We start from the raw sequence: 13,816 nt of genomic DNA on the forward strand, positions 1-13,816 counted from the left end.
TCCTTATCGTTACGTCCAAAGTATGGGGTGAAATAAAAAAAACCATAGGTGTGATTTACCTACGGCTCAATTGTTTCTTCCTCCAAATTTCTTATACACGTTGAGGAATGGTTTGTGCTTTTCGCTGACCAATCCAATTATTTCAGCTATTAAAGATAAGACGAGGAGCAAGCCGATGACAATAAATATCGAACCCCACAATGTCGCTTGGGAGAAGAAAATCCCGCACGCACTGAATATTATTCCTAAAGCATATATAATTAATACGGTTGATCGGTGAGAAAAGCCAAGAGCCATGATTCTGTGATGCAGATGGGATTTATCCGGTGCCGAGATAGGCTTCTTATTCACAATTCTTCTTATAATGGCAAAGGTTGTATCAAACACTGGGACACCGAGTATAATAATAGGGACAACAAAGCTGAATAAAGTAACACTTTTGTATAGCCCTAATAATGATAGAATCGAAATGATATAACCTAGAAACAGTGATCCTGTATCCCCCATGAAGATCTTTGCCGGGTGAAAGTTATAGAACAAAAATCCAAGTGTACTCGCTAATACGATAACAGCTATAGTAAAGATAAGAAAATTCCCATTCATCGCTGCCATAAAAGCAATTGTTGCTATACATATAGAAGAAACGCCTGCTGCAAGGCCATCCAAGCCGTCAATCAAGTTAATGGAGTTCGTGATCCCTACAATCCAGAAGATGGTAAGCGGAATGGATAACCACCCAACATCAATTCTGTCCACGAACGGGATGGTGATAAAATCAATCGTTAACCCGGATTGAACGATCAGGGCTGCAACCAATATCTGTCCGCCTAATTTCACCTTAGCGGATAGTTCATACTTATCATCCAATACACCAATTAGAACAATTAAAATTCCGCCGAGGGTAATGGAATATATATGTTCATTATATAAGCCTGAAATTACATAACCTACGGCAACACCTATGAAGATGGCCAAACCGCCAAGTCTAGGCATTAGCTTTGTATGAACTTTTCTGGAATTAGGTTTATCCGTTGCCCCAATTTTGACAGCAAACTTCATTACAAGCGGAGTGACAAGAAGGACAGTAACAAAAGAGACAAAAACGGCAATCCATAAGTTGATCTCCATACTTAGCTCCTTAATAAATGTGATAAAATTCATCTCGTTTAGTGTAACACAAAACCAACAACATTCAACAAAAAATTATTGTTTCGATTGTGTAACGATTGCGTTAACTACTGGTAACACAGCATTTTGTTGATTCCTTCGCAGGAACTTTTTTACATCTTTCATCAAATTTCCACATATTCCACCTATACTAGAAAATAACGCCCTAAATTCTTATCCCTCTTTCCCCGAATAAATCAAATCACAAAGAGCCATCCTATTTATAGTTAACCCGACGGTGTTGCGTCGCAATGCACAGCTTGTACCAAAACAAATAGTACCCTTTATGTACAGAAGCAAAACATTAAAAAAGGCTGCGTAACGCAGCCGACATACCCTTTATGTCAGTGGGATCGCCCCTTTACGGATAAGATCTTGAAGGTAATGAACCAATTGTGGCTTTAAGTCATCACGTTTTAAAGCCAATTCAATGGTAGTTTTAATAAAGCCGAATTTTTCCCCGACATCGTATCTGGTACCTTCAAAATGGTAGGCAAAGACTTTTTGGGTTTTGTTTAATGTTTCAATGGCGTCCGTTAATTGAATTTCTCCACCCGAGCCGGTCCCCTGTTTTTCCAGAACACTAAAGATTTCAGGTGTAAGAATATAACGGCCCATAATCGCAACATTGGAAGGGGCGTCCTGTACAGCTGGTTTTTCAACAAAGGCTCTCACCTCATAGCTCCGACCCCGCTGTGTTAGCGGATCAATAATCCCATAACGGTTCGTTTCATCCTTAGGTACCTTTTGAACACCAATAACGGAAGAGCCCACCTCTTCATAAAAATCTATTAACTGCTTCAAGCATGGTGTATCCGCCTGCACAATATCATCGCCCAAAAGCACAGCGAACGGTTCATCCCCAATAAATTTGCGCGCACACCAAATCGCATGGCCCAATCCTTTTGGCTCTTTTTGGCGAATGTAATGAATATCAACCATATTTGTGGAATGTCTGACTTCTTCTAATAGTGTTGTCTTCCCTTTCTTCTCCAAGTTTATTTCCAACTCTAGAGCGACATCGAAATGATCCTCAATCGCTCTTTTCCCTTTCCCAGTCACGATAATAATATCCTCAATCCCGGATAGAATAGCTTCTTCCACTATGTATTGAATGGTTGGCGTGTCAACAATTGGCAGCATTTCTTTGGGCATCGCTTTCGTAGCGGGTAAAAACCTGGTTCCCAGCCCTGCTGCCGGAATAATGGCTTTTTTGATTTTTCGCATTCATTTCACCCCTGCCAACGATGTCATTAAAAAATATATATTTTAAGAAGAGGAGATTTATAACCCTATAACTGCCCAAAGATGTTTAAGAAATCCTATTGCGGGGAATATGTATGGTTAAATTACAAATAATTATCATTCTTTTCTAGCCATATCGGTTTGCGGAGTTACCAGAAAAATAAAACCCGGCAATAGCCGGGTTCATTTTAATCGTGTTTGCTCCAGTAGGTAGAAATGCCGTCGAAAATTGCCTTCGCAGCTTTATCCCGATATGTGGCGGAGCCTAATTTAGCGGCATCGCCAGAATTGGTGGCAAACGCTAATTCTGCTAAAGCACTTGGCATTTTTGTATATTTTATTACATAATAATTCGCTTGTTTGACTCCTCTGTTCCTTGTACCCAGTTCGGAAACCATTTCGCTTTGGATATAGGTCGCCAACTCCTGGCTATTCGCTGAAGCATACTGGCTGTTCCAAAAGGTTTCAGTTCCATACGCCGCGGACGTACCTGCAGCATTAACATGGATGCTTACAAAAACGTCAGCCCCTACTCGGTTAGCCAGAGCAGCTCGGTCTGTTAGGGAAACATACGTGTCTCCAGTTCTTGTCATCGTTATTTTTGCACCCTCAGCATTTAATTTCGTTTGCAATCTTTTTGCAACATCGAGGGTAATATTTTTTTCAACTAATCCATTTGCAGAGGCTCCAGGGTCAGTTCCTCCATGACCAGGGTCTACAACAATTTTCAGATCCATCAATTTCTTTACAGCTTGATTCACGGCATTCTGTGAAACGGAAGCCGCACTGCCTAAAACAACGAAATTCAGAATTGATTTTTCTAAAATGATTTTATCCGTGGCTGCTGGTATATAACTTGGCTGTGTTAAAAGAATGGGAGCATTTTGCTTAGCAGCCAGTACAGAACCTGTTAACGCATCGGCAAAGGTATACCCGGTCGTCAAAAAGGCCTTGCTTGTATTGAGATTTAGTTGTCGAATGGCATTCGCCGCAACTTCAAAACGGTTGCTGCCGCCGATCCTTAGAGGAGAAGGAAGCTGACTGGCAACCTGTGTACTTACACTGGCTGTTCCGCCCGCCACAATAGAGCCCTGTGGCTGTCTCGCAGCAATTGCCGCTTGAATCGTATCTGGCAAGCGCTCAGGCAAGGTCAAAAGAATAGGAAAACGATTGCGGGATGCATAAGGGGCTATCGCAAGCGCATCCGGAAAGTTCGTCCCATCCGCAACAACTACTTTAGAAGAAGCCGGCAGTTGAGAAGCGATGGCAGCGGACACTTCATAACGGTCCCTTCCGCCAATTCTGCTCACGTTAGAAACATTTATGCCTTTTAGGTCAGACACAATTTGATTGGAAACACTTCCTTCACTTCCAATGATAATCACCTGTTGCGGGGCTAAGCGGCGGATTTCCGTTTTGCTTTCTTCCGTTAAATGATCCGCATGTGTCAGCAGAATCGGGGCATTTTTATAATAGGCTAGGGGTGCAGCTGACAACGCATCAGCAAAAGCCATGTAATTAACCAATACAACTGTACCCGCCGTAGTTGGCCAGCCTTTCTTCGACACATTGACCGCTACTTCAAAACGGTCGGCACCGCCTAATCTCTCAACGGTTCCTTCAGCAGCTAATGAACGAGGGGCATGCAGCATTAAAAGCAAAGGCAAAATCAGCACAATGCTTATCCATTTTTTCATGTTTGTCTCCTTTTTCTGGCTGTTTTTTTAAAAATGAAAAAGGGATTAGAACATGTTCACTAATCCCTTTTTCTATTTTCCGATTAAGTTAGTACTGTTCCGTGCTCAGAATCGAGGTAGGATAGTAGAATTGAAGAATCTGTTCGTACGTTTGGCCGGCTGTAGCCCGGTTATGGGCACCATACTGGCTCATACCGATACCATGGCCATATCCTTTGCCGTTGATTGTGAAAGAATCGGCCGTTTTAGCCACAGATGTCAACAAGGAGCTTTTGAAGCGTGTGCCGCCAAACATCGCTCTTGCCTGCACACCAGTGCGTTTGATATCCGCACTATACTTCTTGAGCGGTGCTGTGCCATCACAATCTCCATTTTCACAGCTATATTTATTTGTTGTTTTGTCCTTTATATAGAAATCTACTGTCAATGTCGTATTGGTAACACGTCCACCTGCATTTCTTTCCGGACCGACAACAAAATCATTAATGGCAACCAGTTTAATTTCCTTATTGCTGTATCCATTTGCAGAAAGCCAGTTTTTAACTGAATCCGCTAAAAACGTGTCTTTCTCGGCAGTACTCCACCACCAACCCGGATTATACAGCGCTTTGGCTGGATCGCGGTTCACACTTTCAGCTATCTGCTGCGGATCAATTTGGACCTTATCCACCTTCAGATTCCAACTCATGCCGCTCCACTGTCCAGTCGTATCATAAGGATCAACACTGTTTGCCAGGAATGGCAGCTTTGCAGACCCCCACTCATCCTGATTGGTTGCCGTCATTCCCCCGTTACTCGAGGAGAACCAAGTGCTTACCAGCTTTATGTTGCCGTGTGAATCGATATATTTGAGAACTTTTGCACGGGTACTATCGACCGCATCTGTAGAGCGTTCATCCCAATTGTAGCCTCCATAAACCTGGTAGCTGATTGTATCCACAACGGTTTTTCCCAAATCATCAACCGAGTAAGTCCTTGCTGCAACAGCCTGAGCCTTTAAAGCCTCGGAAGCCCAGCTGGCCGGCATTTCACGTGGCACGACACCCTTTAAGTAGTCTTCAAAAGGAATATCCCTATTGACCGGTCTTACATTTGTTCCTGATTCAATCGAAAAATCCATGTTTCCAAGATACGGTTTACCATTCAAAAGGATTTGATTGTCTAATGAGTACCGTTCCGGGACAAGGCTAAAGCTGCTTGCAAAACTCTTCACAATGCTGTTTCCTTTATACAGGACGAGTTGTCCACTTTCTGCCTTGATCGAATAAGGAGTGCCTTGCGCCAACGTATATTCATTAGGCAGGGTGTTGACTAGTGTTTCACCCACGGACTGCGGTCCGCCCAAGATATGAAAATTGGAGGTTGCTTTTTCATTAAAAATTCCAGCTACTTTTTCCGGTAATTTGTCACGCGACGTCAAAAGTAAAGGAGCATCACTTTTGGCCGCAAGCACAGAACCGGTTAGTGCGTCGGCAAATGTTGCACCATTCGAAATAAATGCCGTATCGGCGTTCATTCCTAATTGAGAAACAATATTAGCAGACACCTCATAACGATCCTTGCCCCCGATACGGGTTGGCGACACCAGTTGGTCCTCCACAGCTGGGCTTACACTTCCTGCGCCACCAATAATTAATGTAGAGGTTTTCCCTACCAAAGCCTTCTTAATGGCATCAGGTATATAAGAAGGAGCTGTCAACAGAATAGGAAGACTATTTTTGGCCGCATAAGGCGCGATAGCCAATGCATCAGAAAAGATTAGTCCATTGGTTACGACAGCTTTCTGTGACGAAGGAAAGTACGAAGCAACCTGTTGGGAAACTTCAAAACGATCCTTACCATCAATGCGGACTACCTGAGAAGCCAAGGTTTTTAATTTTGATTCCACAGCTTCCGATACGCTACCGGTTCCCCCAACGATCATGATGGTCGAAGGGCGAAGGGTTTTAATCCTATTCTCCATCACTGCAGGCAATGAATCAGTGCTGGTTAATAGAATCGGTGCATCTTTTTGGTAAGCCAATGGCCCAGCTGACAAAGCGTCAGCAAATGCATTTGAATTTACAATTACTACTGTGCTCGCCGACTTCCATCCGGCGGCAGCCACATTGTCAGCCACCTCAAAACGGTTCTGGCCTGAATAGCGGATATTATCACTCTCAAATTTGTAAGAGCCTTTTGCTTCAATATCAATGCTTTGCTTGTTCCCTATGTAGTTTTGAAGCTTGACCGAAATGGTCGAAGCTGCAGATGCAGACGAAGGGCCAAGCATTGATCCAGATGTAAACAGAACAATTGCCAACACTACTAACATTAGCTGTTTTTTCCTCATAAACCCAACCTTCCAAAATATTATTCTTTTTTGTAATACCTTACTAACCTATCAAAATTTTACATACCGGTAAATGGCAAACTCATGTGACAAATGTACCAATTAGGGCTGAATAACTATGATTCTGGTAGAATTGGAAAGAACTGTTACTAGAACAAATAAATAGTAGGTATGGTATAATACAACCTGTTAATAGTTAGATTTATCTAGGAAACAGGAGAGAACACAATGATATCCAAAGTGAAAAAAATCTTTGATGATAGTGCGAAAGATTTAAAACGACTCACCCAATTGGCAGACAATGTGAATAAAGCAGAGAAAAAGTATGAAAAACTATCAGATGAAGAATTGAAGAATATGACATTTTCTTTTAAAGAGAGGCTGCAAAACGGAGAAACCCTTGCAGATATAGCTGTTGATGCCTTTGCAGTGGTGAGGGAGGCTAGTAAACGTGTAATGGGTCTTAGGCATTATGATGTCCAGTTGATTGGCGGTTTCGTGCTTCATGAAGGTTCAATCGCGCAAATGCAAACCGGTGAAGGAAAAACCCTTGTTGCTACCCTTCCTAGCTATCTTCGTGCCTTGGAAGGCAAAGGAGTCCATGTTATAACAGCAAATGAATATTTAGCAAGGCGCGATAAAGAGCAAATGGGAAAAGTCCATGAATTCCTTGGCTTAACCGTGGGCCTAAATATATCTGATATGCAGCCAAATGATAAAAAAGCTGCCTATGTAGCAGATATTACATACGGAACCGGTACAGAATTTGGCTTTGACTATTTGCGCGATAACATGGTTGCGGCAAAAGAAGATAAGGTGCAACGCGGCCATCATTATGCGATTGTCGATGAAATTGATAGCATTTTGATCGATGAAGCGAGAACTCCGCTCATTATTGCGAAAAAATCCAGCCAGGGTGCAGAGTTATCAGAAATCACTTCCTTTTTGGTAAAATCCTTCAAAAACGAAGAAGATTACGAATTATTCCAGGAAACGAAGCAGATCAACTTAACCGATCAAGGTGCCTCTAAAATCGAGGCCGCTTTTGGTATCGAAAACCTTTATGATACAGAAAACCAGGTATTGGTCCATAATGTCATGCAGGCATTAAGGGCGCATTACGTCATGATCAGGGATGTCGACTATATCGTAAAAGAAGGCAAAGTAATGATCATCGATAAATTTACCGGCCGCGTCATGGAAGGAAGATCATTCAGCGATGGGCTGCACCAGGCAATCGAGGCCAAAGAAGGCGTCGAGATCACCGATGAAAATGAAACCCAGGCGACGATTACGATACAAAATTACTTCCGTATGTACGAGACCCTTTCCGGAATGACGGGCAGTGCCACGCCTTCCAAAAAGGAATTCTATGATACGTACCGGCTTCCGGTTATTACCGTACCGACAAACCGGCCAAATCAAAGAATTGATTTAGAAGATTTAATTTTTAATGATTATGAATCGAAGGTACGCTATATCGTTTCCGAGATTAAGAGACTTAATAAAGAAGGAAGGCCTGTTTTAATAGGAACAACTTCTATCGAACAATCAGAAAAACTATCCAGCTATTTACTAAAAGCAAATATCAAGCATCAAATCCTGAATGCGAAAACGGAAGAAGACGAAGCCCGCATCATCGCGATGGCTGGACAAAAAGGCCAGGTCATGCTTGCGACCAATATGGCAGGAAGAGGAACGGATATCCTTCTTGGGGATGGCGTCAGGGAATTGGGCGGCCTCCATATCATCGGAACCGAACGGCATGAAAGCAAACGGATCGACATGCAGCTTAGAGGTCGCGCAGGCCGTCAGGGTGACCCAGGTTCCTCCCAATTTATCATTTCTCTGGAAGATGATTTGTTCACCTATTATGACGAAGACGATTTTGTACGATTCAAAAAGAAAGTAAAGGTGAATGAGGACGGAATCGTCATCTCTCCAGATCCTTTGAAATTTGTTGAAAAGGTTCAGGAAATGATTGAAAGCAGCCATTTCTCTGCACGTAATCATTTATTAAAGCTTGATAATACAGCTGACCAGCAAAGTAAAATCATCTATTCCATGCGGGATCACATTCTTGATTTGGAAGGCCAGGAGCTTTTCACTGAATTTATGGGTTATATGGATAACTTCTTCACAAAAACCGTCGAGTTATACTGTCCTGATCAGAGAGAGAATTGGAATCTTCAAGGATTAGTCGAGCAGGTATCATTCCTGGGCTGGAACGTAAGGGACATCGAAGACCTAGAGCGTGAAGAAATCATCGATAAATTGAACGGAGAACGGGAGCAACTGCAAACGGAAATCATGGAGCTGCAGGATGACGAACAGCTTTCCTACCGATTGAAACGCTTAATGCTCCAACAAATCGATAGCAATTGGATTGCCCATCTTGATTCGATGACTGAATTAAAAGAAGGAAACGGATTGCGCGGTTATGCACAGGAAGATCCTTACCGGATTTTTTCTCTCGAAGCGCTGGATGAATTTAATGGACTTCTTTATGAAATCCATTCTAAAATCAGCATTCAGTTTATAAATCTTGTAAGAAGCAAAAAGGGTTTAACGATTACAACGGAGGAGGAACTCGCTAGCAATGGGCCTATTTCGCAGGAATAAGAAAGCAAAGCAAGACCCGGTTGCTGTAACGATCGAGGAACCGGTAGATCAACAGCAAGAAGAAGTCAGTACCGTCCTTTCCATCCACCCTGAGTGGGAAGTGGAGCCGCAGGAACGGTTTGTCTATCAATATCACCATCAGCAGCTTCCTAAACTGAAGCCTAACCAGGTGTCTATTAGCGGTATTAAGTTAATCGATTATGAAGAAGGGTTTGTGGCGGTTGCCTTGTTGCGGAACACACTTTCAAGGCCAATTACGTTTGAAGCGGTGGATCTCTTGCTGCTAGATGGCGAAGGTAACCCTTTTGCCAAGCGTCAATTTCAGCTTGATGACATCGGCGAGCTCCCTCCGCTTTCTTGCAGGCCTTGGAGGTTCCTATTCGAGAAAGAAGATAAACTGACAAAGACAATCCCGGTAAGTGAAGACTGGCAGATTGCATTCGAATTAAAAACGCCATCAGCCGAAGCACACCATCTCGACCTGGATGCAACATGGGAAAATCAAATCACCGCGGCCCAGCGCGAGCACCTTGAAAAGCTTGTAGGAAATCTTCCTAAGCTATCACCAAGCGAAGTGAACTTCATGGGAATTGAAGCAACCTTCGTACAGGATGGAGCCTTCGCCGTAACGGTCCTGATCAGAAATGGGAGCACAAAAAATATCAAACTGGAACAAATTCCTTTTATCGTGGAAGATGGCGATGGGGATATCGTTTGCCAGGGCGGGTTCCAGATGAATAACTTTGAGGTCAAAGCAAATACAAGCAAACCATGGACATTCATCTTCCCTGCAGAGCTTGTACAAAAAGCTGAGCCTAACATGTCCAGCTGGAAGGTGTATCCGCCTGCCCAAGGCTAATATTCGTTTCAAAGTAAAAAACATAAATAAAAGCAGTGAGGATTTTTACTCACTGCTTTCTTCTATTTAAGATTTGATTAATTTATGAAAAATCAGGCCAATTTTGTTGTTGCTCATCGCCTTCAATTTTTTCAAGCGTGCGATACTTAAAAGGAATCAAATCGCTCTCCGGCTTTTCTAAGAACTCCTTAGCAATTTCATAAGGGATTAAGTTAAATTGCTCTTCTTCCTCTGCAAGAAGATACGCCCCTGAAATCTGGCCATTATTGTTCATATCCAATGTTAAAAAGGCCGGATAATAGCTTCCATCATTAGCTTCCAGAACAGCTTTAGCCGTAATGGAGCCACCTTCCGATTCTATCGACTCATTGCTTGTCTTATCCAAAACTTTTACGGCCCAGCCTTGTTTTTTATAGCCTCCAATAATCTTTGGGGGGGTGTTTTTCAAACTCTCGATTAGTTCTTTCAATTCTTGTTCATTGTTCATGGTACTTACAAATCCCTCCAACCGTTAATAGCCAGTAAAAAACGTTATCATATAAAATCTATGTATATAAGTATAAATTGACTGCTGTCCTTTTACGTTACCATACATGTAACGATTTCTGCAAATATCGTCGTTTATTAGAAATGAAAGTGTCAAGCGCTTGTCACACTTGAAAGTTTGCAACTCAGATATATTGCGAATGAAATTTTTCCCAAAAATTACTATAGAGTCAATAGTCCTATAGGCTCATTCCAATTTATGTATTTTATTCTATGATTAGGAAGATTATGATTCTATTTTTAGGAGGTAACCAATCATTGAAAGCGATTTCTAAAACATTTTCCTCAATGGCCGCTGTATCATTAGTACTTTCTTACATGCTGGCCCCTTCTGCGCACGCGGAAACTAACGATGCAACGAATCACCCTCATGGAATCGAGAACCAAGAGGCCGTAATGGAACTGATTAAGAACAGAAGCGTTGAAACAAAGATGGTTCAACAAGCCTCAGTAGACGTTACTCCCATTTCTTCAGAAGTCAATTACAAACAGCAACTCGCCAATAACACAGTGCATCAATATGTATTCACAACAAACGGCGGGGAGTTTAAAGTAACACCCCGGCACCCGGCAGCAGATGACCTCGAATATGATATCGTCGATTTCAATTCTACCGAACCGATAGACGAAAGTGCAAGCAACACCTATCAGCTGGCTGCAGGCTCCTATGTTTTTGTAGTGGCGAGCTTTGGTGAACAATCACTGGACTATGACTATGTTTTAAATGGACCCTTTTCCCAAGTGCCTGATACATCACTGCCGGAGCTGCAGGTTTCCCAGCCTGCTGACGACTGGATCCGCCTTGAGAAAGGTTCCTCCTCTACCTTTACAGTCGCTGGTACTTCCAAGGCACAATACTTAAGGCTTTATGTAAACGATGAAACACGGGAGGAAGCGCATGAGCTGAATGCAAACGGATCGTTTAGCTATGATGCCGATTTGGCTACAGGCGATAATTTAGTATTATTGGATGCTTCCATTCCAGGGGGCAATACAATCACATCGTTTTACCAAATCACCCTACCAGGCGTTACGCGCATTCAAGGAAAAGACCGGTATGATGTTTCGGCAAATATGAGCAGTACATTGAATTATTGGGGCCAAAACAATGGAACGGTTGTCATTGCTAGAGGCGATATGTTCCCTGACGCCTTAGCAGGCGGACCACTTGCATCAATGGAAGGTGCTCCTATTTTATTAACTAGAACGGCTGCTCTTCCTGACAGTGTGAAGAATACGATTGCCAACTTAGGGGCTGAGCGTGCCATCATCCTTGGCGGGACTGGATCTGTTTCAGCCAACGTTGAAGATGAGCTAGCTGAACTTGGTGTTACAGAGATCGAAAGAATTGGCGGTGCGGACCGCTTCGTTGTAGCCGCAGGTGTGGCAGAAGCAGTGTCTGAGTATTCAGAGGCCGACACGGCGATTATCGCAAGCGGTCTAGTGTTCCCCGATGCACTCTCGGCGTCTGGTATTGCGGGATTAGAGGGTATGCCGATTTTACCTGTCAGATCTGACCGTATCCCTGATCCAATCCAGACATTTATTAAGAACCATCCAGAAATTGAAGCATTTATCGTAGTAGGAGGCCCTTCAACGGTCAAAGAATCGGTAATAAGCCAGATCAGGCAATTGAGAAATGGTGCTTATGTAGAGCGAATCAGCGGTCAAGACCGTTATGAAGTCGCACTGAATGTTGCAGAATTCGGCATGGAATATTTCGATATGAATATAAGCACACTTACATTTGCACGCGGCGATGTATTCGCAGATGCACTTTCTGGCGCCCCTCTCGCCAACTATTATGAAGCACCAATACTATTAACCAGAACCAACAAGCTAGAAGAAAAAGTACAAGCCTTTTTGGAAGCCTACGAGGGTGAAACGGACCACATGCTTATTTTTGGCGGAGAAGGATCCGTTTCAAAAAGTACAGAAAAACAGTTATATGATCTAATACCTTAACATCGGGGTCAGTCCCCCACTGCGTTAACGCTTCACTGCAGTGGGGGACTGACCCCAAAAAATCTAGGTAATTAGGCCTGATTTATAACCACCTGTAAAAACCTTCCTCAAAATTCAACCATTAGTAAATTTTTCCGATATAATATACAGTAGATGTAATACATTAGGAGGAGAAATAAGTGAAAAAGTGGAAATTTGTATTACTGTCGTTGGCCGTTTTCATTGGACTGTCAGTGGCCTATTACAGCATTACCCTGGCAGATACCGTTCAAACGGTGAGTGTTAAAAAGTTTGGTGCAAAAGGTGACGGAAAAACAGACGATACACGCGCCATCCAAAATGCCATTGATTCATCCAAAGGTAAAACTATTATATTCCCTAAAGGTACATACGCCATCCGTGAAATTACTCTGCGGGATAACACGTCCCTTAAAGGCGAACAAGCTGTCATCCAGGCTGGCCAGGAAGGGAAAAGGTTAGTGAACCTGTACGGACGCAATCTCACCATTGCCGATTTAACGTTTGATGGAAAAGAGCAAGTAATCAATGGGTTTTTTATTCATAAAGGCGCCCAGGATATCAAGATTACCAATACTACGATTCAAAACTTTTCCACAAGTAACCCTAACCTCGATAATCATCCCATTCCCGTCGGCATTCGCATTGTGGGAGAAACCAAAAATATTCTGATTGATAACACAACCGTGAAAAACATTTACTCGAAGGTGCGCGTTAAATCATCTGGCGATCATTATGTTTCTAGAGGGATTTTTCTAATGCCATATACGGTGGCAAAGCCTGAAAAAGCACCTGAAAATATTGTGATACAAAACTCTGTCTTTGATGGGATTGGTCCAAAGGATGACGGAGACGGAATCAATGTCCAGAGCTTCAAACAAAAAGTGACGATTACGATTCAAAATAATCGATTCGAAAATAACCATAAACGCGCCCTTAAGATACAAGATCCTGGTGCTATCATAAAAGGTAACACCATCATCAATTCATTTAATGGAAATAACCATTATGATACATACAACATCCCGGACAATTATGATATGTATGCAGCCATATCTGTTTATGCAAATGATGTAATCGTTGAAGACAATGATATCACTGGTATAGGGAGCTTTTCTGCAGCAATCGATATCGATAGTGCACAGAATGTTACCATCAATAATAATAGGATAGAAAACGGCATCGATTCCAGATACAATTTGAATCCATTAATCCGGATCAATACTGTGTACAACCGGACTAAAGCGATCTCCGGATTAACCATAACGAATAATACGCTGAAAAACGGATCAAATGGCATTTACTTTTCAAGCCCGGTAAGAAATGTGACAGTGAGCAATAATACATTAGTCAATTCTAAATAAG

The 13,816-nt window shown here is 42.5% G+C and carries 9 protein-coding genes; 4 read left to right on the plus strand and 5 right to left on the minus strand.

All coding sequences use genetic code 11. The annotated features are described in order from the left end of the window. Positions 1 to 66: 66 nt before the first annotated feature. The 4 genes from CUU64_RS00160 to CUU64_RS00175 form a co-directional block, all read right to left on the minus strand. A complete protein-coding gene (locus tag CUU64_RS00160; protein ID WP_101631259.1) occupies positions 67 to 1,128 on the minus strand; it encodes a glycosyltransferase family 4 protein in 1,062 nt (353 codons plus the stop codon). Between the two features lie 378 nt (positions 1,129 to 1,506). Then, entirely contained in the window at positions 1,507 to 2,394 is an 888-nt protein-coding gene (gene galU / locus CUU64_RS00165; RefSeq protein WP_101631260.1) for a UTP--glucose-1-phosphate uridylyltransferase GalU, read from the minus strand. 206 nt (positions 2,395 to 2,600) lie between these two features. Then, complete coding sequence (locus CUU64_RS00170) at positions 2,601 to 4,109, minus strand: N-acetylmuramoyl-L-alanine amidase (protein ID WP_101631261.1); 1,509 nt, start codon at positions 4,107 to 4,109, stop codon at positions 2,601 to 2,603. 88 nt (positions 4,110 to 4,197) lie between these two features. Next, positions 4,198 to 6,441, minus strand: a complete 2,244-nt coding sequence (locus CUU64_RS00175; RefSeq protein WP_101631262.1) for a SpoIID/LytB domain-containing protein — start codon at positions 6,439 to 6,441, stop codon at positions 4,198 to 4,200. A 228-nt stretch (positions 6,442 to 6,669) separates the two neighbouring features. Here CUU64_RS00175 and secA2 point away from each other — a divergent pair, with 228 nt between their 5' ends. After that, positions 6,670 to 9,063, plus strand: coding sequence for an accessory Sec system translocase SecA2 (gene secA2, locus CUU64_RS00180; protein WP_101631263.1), 2,394 nt, complete (start codon positions 6,670 to 6,672; stop codon positions 9,061 to 9,063). Further along, positions 9,041 to 9,922, plus strand: coding sequence for an accessory Sec system S-layer assembly protein (locus CUU64_RS00185; protein ID WP_101631264.1), 882 nt, complete (start codon positions 9,041 to 9,043; stop codon positions 9,920 to 9,922). The genes secA2 and CUU64_RS00185 overlap by 23 nt, the downstream gene beginning before the upstream one ends. 82 nt (positions 9,923 to 10,004) lie before the next feature. Here CUU64_RS00185 and CUU64_RS00190 read toward each other — a convergent pair whose 3' ends face one another. Further along, positions 10,005 to 10,409, minus strand: a complete 405-nt coding sequence (locus CUU64_RS00190; RefSeq protein WP_101631265.1) for a hypothetical protein — start codon at positions 10,407 to 10,409, stop codon at positions 10,005 to 10,007. Between the two features lie 317 nt (positions 10,410 to 10,726). On the opposite strand from CUU64_RS00190, the gene CUU64_RS00195 reads away from it, so the two are divergent. Next, positions 10,727 to 12,433 carry a cell wall-binding repeat-containing protein gene (locus CUU64_RS00195; RefSeq protein ID WP_180954405.1) on the plus strand — a complete coding sequence of 569 codons (1,707 nt, stop codon included), beginning with the start codon at positions 10,727 to 10,729 and terminating at the stop codon, positions 12,431 to 12,433. Positions 12,434 to 12,612: 179 nt separating this feature from the next. Next, positions 12,613 to 13,815: a glycosyl hydrolase family 28-related protein gene (locus tag CUU64_RS00200; protein ID WP_101631267.1), complete on the plus strand. Its 1,203-nt coding sequence runs from the start codon at positions 12,613 to 12,615 to the stop codon at positions 13,813 to 13,815. Position 13,816: the final 1 nt, after the last annotated feature.

It is taken from the genome of Bacillus sp. V5-8f, assembly GCF_002863565.1.
Lineage (GTDB): Bacteria > Bacillota > Bacilli > Bacillales > DSM-1321 > Peribacillus.

What these genes read in the sequence shown, in the direction of transcription:
- CUU64_RS00160 (WP_101631259.1), bottom strand. Translation starts at nt 1,128, where the DNA reads ATGGAGATCAACTTATGGATTGCCGTTTTTGTCTCTTTTGTTACTGTC.
- galU (WP_101631260.1), bottom strand. Translation starts at nt 2,394, where the DNA reads ATGCGAAAAATCAAAAAAGCCATTATTCCGGCAGCAGGGCTGGGAACC.
- CUU64_RS00170 (WP_101631261.1), bottom strand. Translation starts at nt 4,109, where the DNA reads ATGAAAAAATGGATAAGCATTGTGCTGATTTTGCCTTTGCTTTTAATG.
- CUU64_RS00175 (WP_101631262.1), bottom strand. Translation starts at nt 6,441, where the DNA reads ATGAGGAAAAAACAGCTAATGTTAGTAGTGTTGGCAATTGTTCTGTTT.
- secA2 (WP_101631263.1), top strand. Translation starts at nt 6,670, where the DNA reads ATGATATCCAAAGTGAAAAAAATCTTTGATGATAGTGCGAAAGATTTA.
- CUU64_RS00185 (WP_101631264.1), top strand. Translation starts at nt 9,041, where the DNA reads ATGGGCCTATTTCGCAGGAATAAGAAAGCAAAGCAAGACCCGGTTGCT.
- CUU64_RS00190 (WP_101631265.1), bottom strand. Translation starts at nt 10,409, where the DNA reads ATGAACAATGAACAAGAATTGAAAGAACTAATCGAGAGTTTGAAAAAC.